Raw genomic sequence first — 14531 nt, 5'->3', positions numbered from 1 at the left:
TGCTTCAGGCCGCGCTTGGCGCGGCGTACAGCGGCGCGGGCCGGCTGCCTGGTGAGGCCTGGCGGCCGATGGGCGCCAGCAGCGCGTCGATGCGGCGGGCCACCGTCCAGGCGCTGCGCTCGCGGGCCTCACGCGTGCTGTCGGCCAACCGGGACGTGACCTGCACGCCGGGCAGCCCATGCAAGGGCCGGCCGGATTCGACCAGCCCGGGCTCGGCATCGTCCAGCCACACGTCGGCCACGCGGCCGTCGGCCATCGCCTCGGCCAGCGCCAGTTCATCGAACACGCTGGAATGCGTCAGGCTCACCAGCACCTGGCCGGGCTTGCAGGTGGACAGCACCCGCTCGCCCAGCAGTCCGCGGTAGCGGCTGAACATCGGCAGCAGCACGCACACGCCATCGCATGCGGCCATCATGTCGCGCAGCGGCAGCGGCTCGATCTGCCAGCGCGACCACAGCGGATCGGACGCATGCAACGAGGGGTCGTAGCCCACCACGCGGGCGCCGAAGGCCTGCAGCAGCGCTGCCAGTGACCGCGCGGCCGGCTGCATGCCGAACAGGCCGATGGTGGCGCTACCCAGCTCCCGCTGCGCCGCGCCACGCCGCCACTGGTGCAGCAGCGCGCCGATCACGAACTCGGCATTGGCGGTGGCCTGCGCGCCGCCGTTGCGCACCACCTCCACGCCCGCGCGCTCGCAGGCGTCCAGGTCGATGACGGCCGGCGGCTCGGAGCCCACGCGGGCCAGGGCCCGCAGCTGCGGTGCCGCGCCCAGCAGGCCGCCGTCCACCCGCAGCGATTGCGGCGCCACCAGCGCACGCGCCTGCAGCAGCGCGGCGCGCAGGCCATCGGCATCGTTCATCAGCTCGGGGGCGTGGTGCACGCCATGGCGCTCGGCCAGCCATCGGGCCACATCCGCGTCGAACGCGTCCAGGATCAGGACGTCCATGTCACACGGTGTAGGCAAACTTGCCCGATGGCATATTTTCTGCGTGCCACAATCTTCCAACTCCCTCTTCCTACGTTTTTTATGTCGGTCACCAAAGCCATCTTCCCCGTCGCAGGCCTGGGCACCCGGTTTCTGCCGGCCACGAAAGCACAACCGAAAGAAATGCTGCCAGTGGTGGACAAGCCGCTGATCCAGTACGCCGTGGAAGAGGCGTACGCCGCGGGTGTGCGGGAGATGATCTTCGTGACGGGCCGCCACAAGCGGCCGATCGAAGACCACTTTGACATGACGTTCGAGCTGGAAGTAGCCCTTGAACAAGCGGGCAAGAAGGAACTGCTGGACGTGGTCCACAGCGTCAAGCCCAAGGACATGGAGTGCATCTACGTGCGCCAGGCGCAGGCCCTGGGCCTGGGCCATGCGGTGCTGTGCGCCCAGCGGCTGGTGGGCAACGCGCCCTTCGCCGTGCTGCTGGCCGACGACCTGATGGTGGGCAAGCCCTCGGTGCTGGCACAGATGGTCGAGCAGTTCAAGGAATGGCGCGCTTCCATCATCGCGGTGCAGGAAGTGCCGCCGGAGCACACCCGCCGCTACGGCATCGTCGACGGCACGCCGGTGAGCGACCGCCTGCTGGACCTGACCCGCATCGTCGAGAAGCCCGCGCCCGAGAACGCACCGTCCAACCTGGGCGTGGCCGGCCGCTACATCCTGACGCCGGGCGTGTTCCATGAGATCGCCAACCAGCCGCGCGGCGTGGGCGGCGAGATCCAGCTGACCGACGGCATCGCCGGCCTGCTGCGCCGCGAGAAGGTGTTCGCCTACCGCTACGAAGGCCAGCGCTACGACTGCGGCAGCAAGGAAGGCTTCCTGGAAGCCAACGTGGCCCTGGCCCTGGCGCATCCCACGCTGGGCCCCGGGTTCCGCGAATACCTCAAGTCGATCGAACTCTGAGCGAGGGCCCGGCTGCGGGCCTTATCTGCGCTTGAGGTAGTGCACCAACTCGCCGCCGTTGGCGGTCTGTTCGAGCAGGTCGTTGCCGGTCTGCTTCGCAAAGGCCTGGAAGTCGCGGGTGGACGAGGGGTCGGTCGCCACCACCTTCAGCACCTGGCCGGAGGCCATGTCGGCCAAGGCCTTCTTGGCCTTGAGGATGGGCAGCGGGCAGTTCATGCCGCGGGTGTCGATCTCTTTGTGGGCTTCCATGCTGCTGCGCCTTCAGGCCGGGAACACGCCGGTGGACAGGTAGCGGTCGCCGCGGTCGCACACGACAAACACGATGGTGGCGTTGTCCACCGTCTGGGCCAGCTGCAGCGCGGCCCAGCAGGCGCCGGCGGCGGAGATGCCGGCGAACAGGCCTTCCTCGCTGGCCATGCGGCGCGCCATGTGCTCCGCATCGGCCTGCGAGACGTACACCAGCTCGTCCACCGCCTTCGGGTCGTAGATCTTCGGCAGGTAGGCCTCGGGCCATTTGCGGATGCCCGGGATGCGCGAGCCCTCGCTGGGCTGCGCGCCCACGATGCGCACCGCCGGATTGCGCTCCTTCAGGTAGCGCGACACGCCGGTGATGGTGCCGGTGGTGCCCATCGCGCTGACGAAGTGCGTGATGCGGCCATCGGTCTGGTCCCACAGCTCGGGGCCGGTGGTGTCGTAGTGCACCGCCGGGTTGTCGGCATTGGCGAACTGGTCCAGCACCCGGCCCTTGCCGTCCTTCTGCATCTGCTCGGCCAGGTCGCGCGCGTATTCCATGCCGCCGGAGCGCGGCGTCAGCACCAGCTCGGCGCCGAAGGCCTTCATGGTCTGCGCGCGTTCGATGGACAGGTCCTCCGGCATGATCAGCACCATGCGGTAGCCGCGGATGGCCGCGGCCATGGCCAGCGCGATGCCGGTGTTGCCTGACGTGGCCTCGATCAGCGTGTCGCCCGGGCGGATCTCGCCGCGCTCCTCGGCGCGGCGGATCATGTTGATGGCCGGCCGGTCCTTCACCGATCCCGCGGGATTGTTGCCCTCCAGCTTGCCGAGGATCACATTGCCGCGCTTCGTGATCTCGTCGCCGGGCAGGCGCTGCAGGCGCACCAGTGGCGTGCCGCCGATGACGTCTTCAAGGGTCTTGTAATGGGCCATGTTTTGATTGTGGCAGCAGTGCCTGCGCACTGCAGCGCACCCGGTGATGCAGGCCCCGCATGACATAATCCGCGCCCACGCAGGAAGCCCGCAACGGCTTCCGAAGCCCGCGTGACGAAATCGGTAGACGTAGCGGATTCAAAATCCGCCGCCGCAAGGCGTGCCAGTTCGAGTCTGGCCGCGGGCACCACGCAAGCACGCCGCCCAAGGGCCTGTCCGGCACCGCGCGCCGCTCGCTCGCTCCGCACCCCCGAGAGATCATCCGCATGCCGCCTCTGCCGCCGGTCACCAAGACGCTGATCCTGATCTGTGTGGGCATCTTCTGCCTGGGGTTGCTGATACCGGCGCAGTACGAAGCCATCGCGATGCTCTGGCCGCTGAGCACCGGGCTGTTCCAGCCGTGGCAGGTCATCACCTATGCCTTCCTGCATGGCAGCGCGTTCCACCTGCTGTTCAACATGCTGGGCCTGTGGATGTTCGGCTCGGAACTGGAAAACCTCTGGGGCCCCAGGCGCTACATGCAGTTCCTGGCCGCCAGCGCGCTGGCCGCGGCCGCGGTGCAGCTGGGCTTCACCGCGCTGATCGGCTCCAACGCGCCGACGGTGGGCGCCTCCGGCGCGCTGTACGGGCTGCTGCTGGCCTTCGGCATGCTGTTTCCCAACCGCACCATCCAGCTGCTGATCCCGCCCATCCCGATGAAGGCCAAGGTGTACGTGGCCATCTTCGGCGGGCTGGAGCTGCTGATGGGCCTGGGCGGCCCGAGCGGGGTGGCGCACTTCGCCCACCTCGGCGGCATGCTCGGCGGCTTCCTGATGATCCGCTACTGGCGCGGCCAGGCGCCCTTCCCGCGCCGCCGCCGCTGACGCGCGCCGGCCGCACCTGCGGCTAAACCCTGCGGCGCGCATGGTGCGCCGCATGCCTCATGCTTTTTGCCAGTCGCCACACGGTGCAGGGCGATGCATGGAGGTGTCCCATGGGCCGCGATCGCAAAGCTTGGATGGAGGCGTTGCTGATGGCCGCCGCGCTGCTGGTGGCGCTGCTGGGGGCGCTGGTGAACGTGGCCGCGGCCGCCCCGCTGCCCGACGCCGCCGCCGGCCCCTCCCCGTCGCAGACCCAGGCCTTGCAGCGCGCGCACCAGGCGGTGGTGGGCGTGCAGGCGCTGGCGGTGCCCGATGCACGCTCCAGCAGCTCGCTGGGCCGCGCGCGGGCCGGCTCCGGCGTGGTGATCGACGGCGACGGCCTGGTGCTGACCATCGGCTACCTCATCCTGGAGGCCGACCAGGTGCTGCTGACCCTGGACGACGAACGCAAGGTGCCGGCCCGCGTGGTGGCCTATGACGTGGCCACCGGCTTCGGCCTGCTGCAGGCGCTGGCACCGCTGAAGGTGCAGCCGGTGCCGCTGGGCTCGGCACGGGCGCTGCAGGTGGAGGAGCCGCTGATGATGGCCAGCGGCGGCGGCGATGCGGCGGTGGGCATCGCGCAGCTGGTGTCGCGCCGGCCGTTTGCCGGCTACTGGGAATACCTGCTGGAGGATGCGCTGTTCACCGCGCCGGCACGGGCCGACCACAGTGGCGCCGGCCTGTTCAACAGCCAGGGCGAGCTGGTGGGCATCGGCTCGCTGGTGGTGGCGCAGGCGCTGGGCGAGCAGGGGCCGGCATTGCCGGGCAACATGTTCGTGCCCATCGACCTGCTGCCGCCCATCCTGGCGGAGCTGCGCAGCAGCGGCATGTCGGCCGCCAGCCGCCGTGCCTGGCTGGGCCTGAACTGCCTGGAGCTGGCCGGCGAGGTGCGGGTGCTGCGGGTGAATGCCGACAGCCCGGCCGACGTGGCCGGCCTGCAGCCGGGCGACCGCATCGTGCGCATCGACGGCGCGGCCGTGGGCTCGCTGGGCGCGCTGTGGAAGACGCTGTGGAGCGGCGGCGCCGCCGAGCGCGACGTGCGGCTGGAGATCCTGCGCGACGACACGCCGCAGACGCTGACCCTGCACAGCGTCGACCGCATGAAGACGCTGCGGCGGGCACAGGGGATCTAGCAGCCGGCCCCTAGCGAAGCGGCGCCCTCACGCCCTCGAAGCGCAGGCACTGCTGGCGCACCACCTCGGGCAGGTATTGCTCGCGCTGCTGGATGGAACGCAGCCAGCCGGCGTCGCTGGGCTGGTCGCGGGTGAGCTGGTCGCGCAGCAGAAGCAGGCCCTTCTCGGCGCGCAGCTCGATGGCATGCATCTCCACCTGCTGCAGCGTCTGAGCGATGAGCTGGCGCAGCGGCTTGTGCTCGGCGGTGCGCGGGTCCACCACCTCGCCGTCGAGCCCGAAGCGGCAGGCCTGGAAGCGGTTGTAGGTGTAGACGAGGTAGTCGTCGTCCTGCGGCTCGAAGGGCTTCTCGGTCAGCAGCCAGCGGGCCACGCATTGCAGGTACACCGCGATGGCGGCGGCCTTTTCCACCGTCAGCGGCACGTCCATCACGCGCACCTCGATCGTGCCGAACTCGGGCTTGGGGCGGATGTCCCAGTAGAAGTCCTTCATCGACTTGACGACGCCGGTATGCTCCATTTTGCTGAAGAAGTGCTCGAACTCGCTCCACTTCAGCATGAAGGGCGCACGGCCCGACAGCGGGAAGGCCGACACCGTGTTCAACCGCGACGACTCATAGCCGGTGTCGCTGCCCTGGATGTAGGGCGACGAGGCCGACAGCGCGATCACATGCGGCACGTAGCGGCTGAGCGCATGCAGCAGCCACAGCGCATCGTCGGGCGAGGGGCAGCCGATGTGCACATGCTGGCCGAACACGGTGAACTGCTTGCTCAGGTAGCCGTACAGCTGCGAGACCTGCAGGTAGCGCGGCGTGTCGACGATGCGGCGCTGGCTCCAGTCCTGGAAGGCATGGGTGCCGCCGCCGCACAGCCGCAGGTTGAGCTGGCCGGCGCTGTCCACCAGCGCGTCGCGCACGTCGGTCAGCTGCGTGATGACGTCGTGGTGGCGCTCGCAGATGCCGGTGGACGTCTCGATCATGCTGCTGGTGATCTCCGGCTTGACGTCGGCTTCCAACTTGTGGCGCTCCATCACGCGCAGCAGGTCGGTGGCGCCGTTGGTCAGGTCGTAGTCGTGCCGGTTGACGATCTGCAGCTCCAGCTCCACGCCCATGGTGAAGGACTTGGAGGAGGCAAAGGCTTCGAGGCTCATGATGGGGCACCCTCCCGCTGCGCGGGATCCCTCCGGGAGGGAGGAGCACCGCCTTCGGGCGGCCGTGCGGCGTTGCTCATTGGCGTTCCTTTTCAATTTCGCCCACCGCGCGCAGGCTGTACATCACCACCAGCGGCGAAGGCAGCTCGATGAAGGCCAGCATGGCCAGCACGAACGGCAGCAGCGCCGGGCCCACCTGCGGATGCGCCACGCCGAAGTCCAGCGCCAGCACCCAGGCGGTGGCCGACAGCGGCAGCAGCGACGCCCCCAGCGCGCAGGCCTGCTTCCAGGCCAGGCCGCTGGGCCGGGCCAGCATGAACACGGCGGTGATCTTGGCCAGCCAGCGCACCACCACCAGCACCGCGGCCACGCCGCCCGCGGTCACGAGCGCGGCCGGCGACCAGGCCGAGCTGACGGCCACGAACAGCACCAGCACCAGCACGCCGCCCACGGTGCCGAAGTGGCGCGGCCACACCCAGGGCCGGTCGGTCCGGTTGCGCAGCCACATGCCGGCCAGCAGGGGCACCAGCAGCAGGCTGAGCTGCAGCGTCTTGGCCACCACCAGCGCCACCATCACGCAGCCCAGCACCAGCACCACCGAATTCTCGTTGCGCAGGTCCAGCCGGCGCGCCATCAGCGCCAGCAGCGAGCCGAGCGCGGCGCCCACCAGGAACGACCCGAAGAAGGAGACGGTGACGGTGGGCAGCGCACTGAGCCAGGTGCCCGGGTCACTGAGCAGCAGGCCGGCGCTCAGCAGCTTCAGCGCCAGCACCGCATACAGCGTGTTGAGGGCGGACAGGGCCATCAGCCGTTCCGTCACCTGCCCGGCCGCGCCGCACTCGCCCACCACCCGCTGCACCACCGCGGGCGACACGCACATGCAGATGATGGCCAGCGGCCCGGCGACCGCCGGCGGCACCCCCATCAGGCGCGCGGCCACCAGCACCACGATGCCGGCCAGCGCCGCCTCGAACAGGCTGGTGGCCAGCAGCCACGGATTGCGCGCCAGCCAGCGCAGGTTCAGCCGTGCGCCGGCCTCGAACAGCAGCAGTGCCAGCGCCACGTCCACGGCCAGCCGCAGCGCGGCCTCGTTGCCTTCGGCCCCCAGGCCGGTGAGGGCCAGCACCGCGCCCACCGCGGCATAACCCGTCAGCCGCGGCCAGCGCAGCCGGCGCCAGGCCAGTTCTCCCAGCAGGGCGGCGGCCACCATCAGCAGGCTGGCCCCCAGCAGGGTGTCGGGGCGCAGCGCCCAAGGCGCGGTGATCACGAAAGACCACAGCGAGTCGGTCATGCACTCTCCTCGTTATCGTCGTTATGGGCAGCGATGGCCGATACGGTGGCACCGGGTCGTGCCGGGGCCGGCCCGCCATCTTCCGCAGGCGGCGTGCAAAACCGTGTCAGCCGATGCCGCGTGTCGCTGTAGGACAGCGCAGGATTCTTCAGCCTTCGCCGAGCACGCCGCTGCGCATGCGCAGCATGCGGTCGCAGCGTGACGCCAGGCTTTCATCGTGCGACACCAGCACGAAGGCGGTGCCGCGTTCGCGCGCCATGGCCAGCATCTCGGCAAACACCACCTGCGCGGTCTCGCGGTCCAGGTTGCCGGTGGGCTCGTCGGCCAGCACGCAGGCCGGGCCGGTGACCAGCGCCCGCGCGATGGCCACGCGCTGCCGCTCGCCGCCCGACAGCTCCGAGGGCCGGTGGTCCACCCGCTGCGCCAGGCCCACGCGAGCCAGGGCCTCGCGTGCGGTGGCCAGCGCCTGCGGCCCGCCCATGCGGCGGATGCGCAGCGGCATGGCCACGTTGTCCAGCGCGGTGAACTCGGGCAGCAAGTGGTGGAACTGGTAGACGAAGCCCAGGTGCTGGTTGCGCCAACGGCCCTGCTCGCCCGCGCCCATGGTGGCGAAGTCGCGGCCCATCAGCTCCACCTTGCCGGTGGTGGGCGCATCCAGCCCACCCAGAAGGTGCAGCAGCGTGCTCTTGCCCGAGCCCGAGGCGCCGACGATGGCCAGCGTCTGGCCGGCACGCACGTCCAGTTCGATGCCCTTGAGCACCTCGACGTCGATCGTGCCCTCATGGAAGCGCTTGCGCAGGCCGCTGCACTTGAGCACGGTGCGGGAAAGCTCATTCATAACGAAGCGCTTCCGCGGGATTGATGCGGCTCGCGCGCCAGCTCGGATAGATCGTCGCCAGGAAGGCCAGCACCAGCGAGATCACGCCGATGGGCGCGATGTCGTCCCACTGCGGATCGCTGGGCATGCGGCTGATGACGTACACGCTGGCCGGCAGGAAGCTGGTGTTCAGCAGCCGCTCGATGGCCGGCACGATGGTGTCGATGTTGAAGGCCACCAGCAGGCCCATCAGCACGCCGGTCGCCGTGCCCACGATGCCCGAGGCGGCGCCCTGCACCATGAAGATGCCCATGATCGACCGCGGACTGGCGCCCAGCGTGCGCAGGATGGCGATGTCGGCGCGCTTGTCGGTCACCGTCATCACCAGCGTGCTGACGAGATTGAACGCGGCCACCGCCACGATCAGCGTGAGGATGATGAACATCATGCGCTTTTCGAGCTGCACCGCGTCGTACCAGTTGCGGTTGGTGCGGGTCCAGTCGCGTACCACCACGTCGGAGCCGAGTGCGGTGCCCAGCTGCGCGGCCACCGCGCGCGCATCGTTGAGGTCGCGCAGCTTGAGCTGCAGCCCGGTGGGCCCGCCGGTGCGGAACAGCACCGAGGCATCGTCCAGGTGGATCATCACCAGCGAGCTGTCGTATTCGTAGTGGCCCGACTCGAACAGCCCCGCCACGGTGAACTGCTTGAGCCGGGGCACCACGCCGGCTGGCGTCACCTGCCCGTTGGGCGCCACCAGCGTCACCTGCGAGCCCGGCTGCACGCCCAGCTGGCGGGCCAGCTCGGCGCCCAGCACGATGTTCCACTGCCCGGGCTGCAGCAGGCCGAAGGCGCCGTCACGCAGGCTGGCGGCCAGCGGCGTGACCTGCGCCTCGTCGGCCGGAGAGATGCCGCGCACCAGCACGCCGCGCATGTCATCGCCGCGGGCCACCAGGGCCTGCTGCGCCACGAAGGGCGCGGCGCCGATCACGTCGGGCTGCAGCTGCTTCACGCGCGCCGCGGTGGCCTGCCAGTCGAGCATCGGCGCGCCTTGCGCATCGAACAGGTCGACGTGCGGGATCACGCTCAGCATGCGGTCGCGCACTTCCTTCTGGAAGCCGTTCATCACCGACAGCACGATGATGAGCGCGGCCACGCCGAGCGCGATGCCCAGCATCGACACGCCCGAGATGAACGAGATGAAGCCGTTACGGCGCCCGGCCCGGCCGGCGCGGGTATAGCGCCAGCCGATCTGCAATTCGTAGGGCCAGGAACTGGATGGTCTTGTCATGCGGGGCGCATGGTAGCCCAGGGTGTTTGCCGGCTTGTGCCGGGATAATTGCCGCCATGCACCTGCTGATTCCCCATGCGGCGCCGCTGTCGGACGCCGGGCGCCATGCGCTGAGCCAACTGCAGCTGCCCCACCTCGAAACCCTGCTGGCCACCTGGGCCGAGGCCGAGCGCGATGCCGGCGACGAGACCAGCCTGTCGCCGCCGCATGAGCGGGTGCTGGCCCGCGCGCTGGGCTGGCAGGCCGCCGACGGCCAGCTGGCGGACGGCCTGCTGCCCTTTGCCGCCCGCGAGATGGGCCAGCCGCCCGCCGGCGAGGAGGCCGCCGGCTGGGGCTGGGTGACGCCCGCCCACTGGGCCGTGGGCTCCGACCAGGTGACGCTGCTGCCGCCCGCTGCCTTGTCGCTGGACGAAGCGCAGTCGCGCGCCGTGTTCGATGCGGTGCTGCCGCTGTTCGAAGGCGATGGCGCGCGGCTGCTGTGGCAGGGTCCCGACCGCTGGGCTGCGTCGCACCCTTCGCTGGCCACCCTGCCCACCGCCTCGCTGGACCGTGTGATGAACCGCGGCATCGACCAGTGGCTGCCGCGTGCGGCCGGCCAGGGCGCGGCGCGCCTGTGGCGCCGCCTGCAGAACGAGGTGCAGATGCTGCTGCACGAGCATCCCATCAACCAGGCGCGCGAGGCGCAGGGCCTGCTGCCGGTCAACTCCTTCTGGCTCAGCGCCACCGGCGCCTGGCAGCCGGCCGACGAAGCCGCCGCGCCGCAGGTGGACCACCGCCTGATCCAGCCGGCGCTGGGCGAGGACTGGTTCAGCTGGGTGCAGCAGTGGCATGCGCTGGATGCCGGCCCCATCGCGCAATCGGCGCAGCAGCCCGGCGCGCGACTCACCTTGTGCGGCGAAGCCAGCGCCATCAGCTATACGTATCGGAAGCCATCGCTGTGGCAACGGCTGCGCCCCGCACGCCGTGCCGCGGCACCTTTGCTGGAGAGCTTGTGAGCGGTTCCAACGTCTTGCTCGAAGCCCGCGACGTGCCGCCGCGGGTGGCCTTCGCGCTGGAGCAGGCGGGCGTGCACCCGCTGCTGGCGCGGCTGTTCGCCGCTCGCGGCGTGCGCACGCCCGACGACCTGGACGACGGCCTGGGCCGGCTGCTGCCGCCCGCCGCGCTGCACGGCACCCAGGCCGCCGCGGTGCTGCTGGCCGACACGCTGGCCCGCGGCGGCCGCATCTGCATCGTGGCCGACTACGACTGCGATGGCGCCACCGCCTGCGCCGTGGCGCTGCGCGGCCTGGCCATGCTCGGCGCGCAGCCTGGCACGCTGCGCTACGTGGTGCCCGACCGCGCGCTGCACGGCTACGGCCTCACGCCCACCATCGTCGACCTGGCGATGCAGCAGCAGCCCGACCTGCTGGTGACGGTAGACAACGGCATCGCCAGCCTCGAAGGCGTGGCCCATGCCCGCGCGCTGGGGCTGCAGGTGCTGGTGACCGACCACCACCTGCCCGCCGTGGTGGGCAACACCGTGGTGCTGCCCGAGGCCGACGTGATCGTGAACCCCAACCAGCCCTGCTGCGGCTTCGAGAGCAAGTCGCTGGCCGGCGTGGGCGTGATGTTCTATGTGCTGCTGGCGCTGCGGGCCGAGCTGCGCGCACGCGGCGTGTTCGATGCCGCCACCCAGCCCAAGCTGGACGCATTGCTCGACCTGGTGGCCCTGGGCACCGTGGCCGACGTGGTGAAGCTCGACGCCAACAACCGCCGCCTGGTCGCGCAGGGCCTGAAGCGCATCCGCGCCGGGCGCATGCAACCCGGCGTGGCGGCGCTGTTCAGCGCGGCGGGGCGCCATGCCAGCCGCGCCAGCGCCTTCGACTTCGGCTTTGCACTGGGCCCGCGCATCAATGCCGCCGGCCGGCTGGCGGACATGACGCTGGGCATCGAATGCCTGACCACCGACGACAGCGCACGCGCCATCGAGCTGGCCGGCCAGCTCGATGCCATCAACCGCGAGCGGCGCACCGTGGAAAGCGGCATGCGCGACCAGGCCGAGGCCCTGCTCGACCGGCTGATGCCCGATGGCGAGCCGCCGCCCGCGCTGGCCCTGTTCGACGACGAGTTCCATGAAGGCGTGGTGGGCATCGTCGCCGGCCGCCTGAAGGACCGCCTGCACCGGCCCACCTTCGTCTTCGCGCGCGGGCAGGACGGGCTGCTCAAGGGCTCGGGCCGCAGCATTCCGGGCTTTCATCTGCGCGATGCGCTGGACCTGGTGAGCAAGCGCCATCCCGGCGTGCTGCGCAAGTTCGGCGGCCATGCGATGGCCGCGGGCTGCACCCTCGACGAGGACGGCTTCACCACCTTTGCCGAGGCGCTGCAGCAGGTGGCGCGCGAATGGCTGGACGCCGACACCCTGCAGCGCCGGCTGCGCACCGACGGCGCGCTGCCGGTGGAGTACTTCAATGCCGAGACGGTGCAGGTGCTGGACGGCCAGGTGTGGGGCCAGGCCTTCGAGGCGCCCACCTTCTGCGACGAGGTGGACGTCATCGCCCAGCGCCTGGTGGGCGAGAAGCACCTCAAGCTGCGGCTGCGGCTGGGCGGCCAACTGCGCGACGCCATCTGGTTCGGCCGGGTGGAGCCCCTGCCCGCGCGGGCCCGGCTGGCCTACCGCATCTGCCTGGACGAGTACCAAGGCCAGCAGCGCGTGCAGATGATGGTGGAAGCCTCGGTGTAGCCGCTTGCGGAACCGGCCTGCCGTGGCCGGGTCCATCCTTGCATCCTTCATCCCGGCCGCCCTGGCCTGCAGTCCATGAAACGTACCCTGCTTGCCTTTGCCGCCGGTTGTGCCTTGTCGCTGGCCCTGGTGTCCACCCAGGCCGCCGAGCCGCGCACCGTCACCGTGGCCCGCGGGCTGCAGAATCCGTGGGCCCTGGCCTTCCTGCCCGACGGCCGCATGCTGGTGACGGAAAAGGCCGGTCGGCTGCGCATCGTCGCGGCCGATGGCAGCGTAGGCGCTCCGCTGGCCGGGCTGCCCAAGGTGGATGCCGGCGGCCAGGGCGGCCTGCTGGACGTGGTGGTGGACCCGCGGTTCGGCGAGAACCGCCGCATCTACTGGAGCTACAGCGAGCCTGGCGACGGCGGCAACAACGGCACGGCCGTGGCGCGGGCCACGCTGGACGGCAACACCTTGTCCGACGTGCAGGTGATCTTCCGCCAGGCGCCCAAGCACAGCGGCGGCAGCCACTTCGGATCGCGGCTGGTGTTCGACCGCAGCGGCGCGCTGTTCGTCACCCTGGGCGACCGCTTCTCGCTGAAGGAAGAGGCGCAGCAGGTCGGCAACCACATCGGCAAGATCGTGCGCATCACCACCGACGGCCAGCCGGCACCGGGCAACCCCTTCGCGGCCGGCAGCACCGGCGCCCCGGCCGGCGCGCTGCCCGAGCTGTGGAGCTACGGCCACCGCAACGTGCAGGGCGCGGCGCTGCACCCGGCCACCGGCGAGCTGTGGGCCACCGAGCATGGCCCGCAGGGCGGCGACGAACTCAACCGCGTGGAAAAGGGCCGCAACCACGGCTGGCCGGTGATCACCTATGGCCGCAACTACGGCCTGGGCACCCGCATCGGCGAAGGCGAGGCCCGCGACGACGTGGTGCCGCCGCTGCGCCATTGGGTGCCGGTGTCCATCGCGCCTTCGGGCCTGGCCTTCCTGACCAGCGAGCGCTACCCCGGCTGGCAGGGCAACCTGTTCATGGGCGCGTTGCGCGGCCAGGCGCTGCTGCGGCTGCAGCTGGACGGCAGCAACAAGGTGGTGAGCGAGGAGCGCCTGCTCACCCGCCTGGGCGAGCGCATCCGCGACGTGCGGCAGGGGTCGGACGGCTGGCTGTACGTGCTGACGGACAACGCGGACGGGCGCATCCTGCGGCTGCAGCCCTGACGGGCTCGCGGGCGGGCCGCGGCTGAGACAATCGCGCCATGAGTGCCCCGACCGCCATCCTCAATGCCGACCTGCACTGCCACTCGCAGGTGTCCGACGGCACGCTGACGCCCGAACAGCTCGCCGCCCGCGCCGCCGCCAATGGCGTGGAGCTCTGGGCGTTGACCGACCACGACGAGGTGGGCGGCCTGCACCGCGCCCGCGACGCGGCGGCGGCGGCGGGCCTGAACTACCTGACCGGCGCCGAGATCTCGGTCACCTTCGCCGGCATCACGGTGCACATCGTCGGCCTGGGCTTCGACATCGACGACCGGGCGCTGCACGAAGGCCTGCGCCGCACCCGCGGCGGCCGCGAGGAACGCGCCCGCGACATGGCCGCCGGCCTGGCGCAGGTGGGCATCCAGGGCGCCTTCGAAGGCGCGCTGCAGTACGTGGGCAACCCCGAGCTGATCAGCCGCACCCACTTCGCCCGCCACCTGGTGGCCACCGGCGTGTGCGCCGATACCTCGGAGGTGTTCCGCCGCTTCCTCACCGAAGGCAAGCCCGGCTTCGTGCCCTTCAAGTGGGCCACGCTGCGCGACGCGGTGCGCTGGATCGTGGATGCGGGCGGCATGGCAGTGATCGCCCACCCGGGTCGCTATGCCTTCACGCCGACGGAGGAATACGCCCTGTTCACCGAGTTCATCGCGCACGGCGGACAAGGCGTGGAGGTGGTGACCGGCAGCCACACCACCGCGGACTATGTGAAGTACGCGGAGATGGCCAAGGAGTTCGACCTGTATGCGTCGCGCGGCAGCGATTTCCATTCGCCGGACGAGAGCCACACCGACCTGGGGGCGCTGCCGTTCTTGCCGGGGCAGTTGAAGCCGGTGTGGGAAGCCCTGGAAGGCCGGATTCTCCGGCCACACTGAACGCCGTCAGGCGTCCGGCGCCACCGTGTGATTCGCCATCACCTCCAGCGCCTTCACCAGCGCCG

Annotated in this window: 14 protein-coding genes and 1 tRNA gene; 8 read left to right on the top strand and 7 right to left on the bottom strand. The window is 70.6% G+C overall.

Annotated elements, in window-relative coordinates; all coding sequences use genetic code 11:
• Positions 1 to 4 precede the first annotated feature (4 nt).
• Positions 5 to 946 carry an NAD(P)-dependent oxidoreductase gene (locus VO99_RS04200; RefSeq protein ID WP_046111578.1) on the bottom strand — a complete coding sequence of 314 codons (942 nt, stop codon included), beginning with the start codon at positions 944 to 946 and terminating at the stop codon, positions 5 to 7.
• An 81-nt stretch (positions 947 to 1027) separates the two neighbouring features.
• Here VO99_RS04200 and galU point away from each other — a divergent pair, with 81 nt between their 5' ends.
• The gene (gene galU / locus VO99_RS04195; protein WP_046111577.1) at positions 1028 to 1894 is read left to right on the top strand and encodes a UTP--glucose-1-phosphate uridylyltransferase GalU; all 867 of its coding nucleotides are present in this window, start codon (positions 1028 to 1030) and stop codon (positions 1892 to 1894) included.
• 21 nt (positions 1895 to 1915) lie between these two features.
• Here galU and VO99_RS04190 read toward each other — a convergent pair whose 3' ends face one another.
• Positions 1916 to 2143 (bottom strand): sulfurtransferase TusA family protein, encoded by a 228-nt coding sequence (locus VO99_RS04190; protein ID WP_046111576.1) that lies wholly within the window; start codon positions 2141 to 2143, stop codon positions 1916 to 1918.
• Positions 2144 to 2155: 12 nt separating this feature from the next.
• Positions 2156 to 3061, bottom strand: coding sequence for a cysteine synthase CysM (gene cysM, locus VO99_RS04185; protein WP_046111575.1), 906 nt, complete (start codon positions 3059 to 3061; stop codon positions 2156 to 2158).
• A 105-nt stretch (positions 3062 to 3166) separates the two neighbouring features.
• On the opposite strand from cysM, the gene VO99_RS04180 reads away from it, so the two are divergent.
• The 3 genes from VO99_RS04180 (at position 3167) to VO99_RS04170 (ending at position 5093) form a co-directional block, all read left to right on the top strand.
• Positions 3167 to 3251, top strand: a tRNA-Leu gene (locus tag VO99_RS04180).
• Positions 3252 to 3327: 76 nt separating this feature from the next.
• Entirely contained in the window at positions 3328 to 3924 is a 597-nt protein-coding gene (locus VO99_RS04175) for a rhomboid family intramembrane serine protease (RefSeq protein WP_046111836.1), read from the top strand.
• 110 nt (positions 3925 to 4034) lie between these two features.
• Complete coding sequence (locus VO99_RS04170; protein ID WP_046111574.1) at positions 4035 to 5093, top strand: S1C family serine protease; 1059 nt, start codon at positions 4035 to 4037, stop codon at positions 5091 to 5093.
• A 10-nt stretch (positions 5094 to 5103) separates the two neighbouring features.
• On the opposite strand, the gene VO99_RS04165 is transcribed toward VO99_RS04170, so the two are convergent.
• From VO99_RS04165 to VO99_RS04150, 4 genes are all read right to left on the bottom strand, one after another.
• Positions 5104 to 6240, bottom strand: a complete 1137-nt coding sequence (locus tag VO99_RS04165; protein WP_046111573.1) for a YbdK family carboxylate-amine ligase — start codon at positions 6238 to 6240, stop codon at positions 5104 to 5106.
• A 76-nt stretch (positions 6241 to 6316) separates the two neighbouring features.
• A complete protein-coding gene (locus tag VO99_RS04160; protein ID WP_046111572.1) occupies positions 6317 to 7531 on the bottom strand; it encodes a cation:proton antiporter in 1215 nt (404 codons plus the stop codon).
• Positions 7532 to 7679: 148 nt separating this feature from the next.
• Positions 7680 to 8369 carry an ABC transporter ATP-binding protein gene (locus VO99_RS04155; RefSeq protein ID WP_046111571.1) on the bottom strand — a complete coding sequence of 230 codons (690 nt, stop codon included), beginning with the start codon at positions 8367 to 8369 and terminating at the stop codon, positions 7680 to 7682.
• Positions 8362 to 9636, bottom strand: coding sequence for a lipoprotein-releasing ABC transporter permease subunit (locus VO99_RS04150; protein ID WP_046111570.1), 1275 nt, complete (start codon positions 9634 to 9636; stop codon positions 8362 to 8364). The genes VO99_RS04155 and VO99_RS04150 overlap by 8 nt, the downstream gene beginning before the upstream one ends.
• 56 nt (positions 9637 to 9692) lie before the next feature.
• On the opposite strand from VO99_RS04150, the gene VO99_RS04145 reads away from it, so the two are divergent.
• The 4 genes from VO99_RS04145 (at position 9693) to VO99_RS04130 (ending at position 14466) form a co-directional block, all read left to right on the top strand.
• Entirely contained in the window at positions 9693 to 10631 is a 939-nt protein-coding gene (locus tag VO99_RS04145; RefSeq protein ID WP_046111569.1) for a hypothetical protein, read from the top strand.
• Positions 10628 to 12355, top strand: a complete 1728-nt coding sequence (gene recJ / locus VO99_RS04140) for a single-stranded-DNA-specific exonuclease RecJ (protein ID WP_046111568.1) — start codon at positions 10628 to 10630, stop codon at positions 12353 to 12355. The genes VO99_RS04145 and recJ overlap by 4 nt, the downstream gene beginning before the upstream one ends.
• A gap of 75 nt (positions 12356 to 12430) precedes the next feature.
• Complete coding sequence (locus tag VO99_RS04135) at positions 12431 to 13555, top strand: PQQ-dependent sugar dehydrogenase (RefSeq protein ID WP_046111567.1); 1125 nt, start codon at positions 12431 to 12433, stop codon at positions 13553 to 13555.
• Positions 13556 to 13593: 38 nt separating this feature from the next.
• Positions 13594 to 14466: a 3',5'-nucleoside bisphosphate phosphatase gene (locus tag VO99_RS04130; RefSeq protein ID WP_046111566.1), complete on the top strand. Its 873-nt coding sequence runs from the start codon at positions 13594 to 13596 to the stop codon at positions 14464 to 14466.
• Positions 14467 to 14531: the final 65 nt, after the last annotated feature.

This window comes from Aquincola tertiaricarbonis (genome assembly GCF_000969605.1).
Lineage (GTDB): Bacteria > Pseudomonadota > Gammaproteobacteria > Burkholderiales > Burkholderiaceae_C > Aquincola > Aquincola tertiaricarbonis.
The sequence above is the reverse complement of the archived record's forward strand: the minus strand, read 5'-3'. Positions and strand labels throughout refer to the sequence as shown.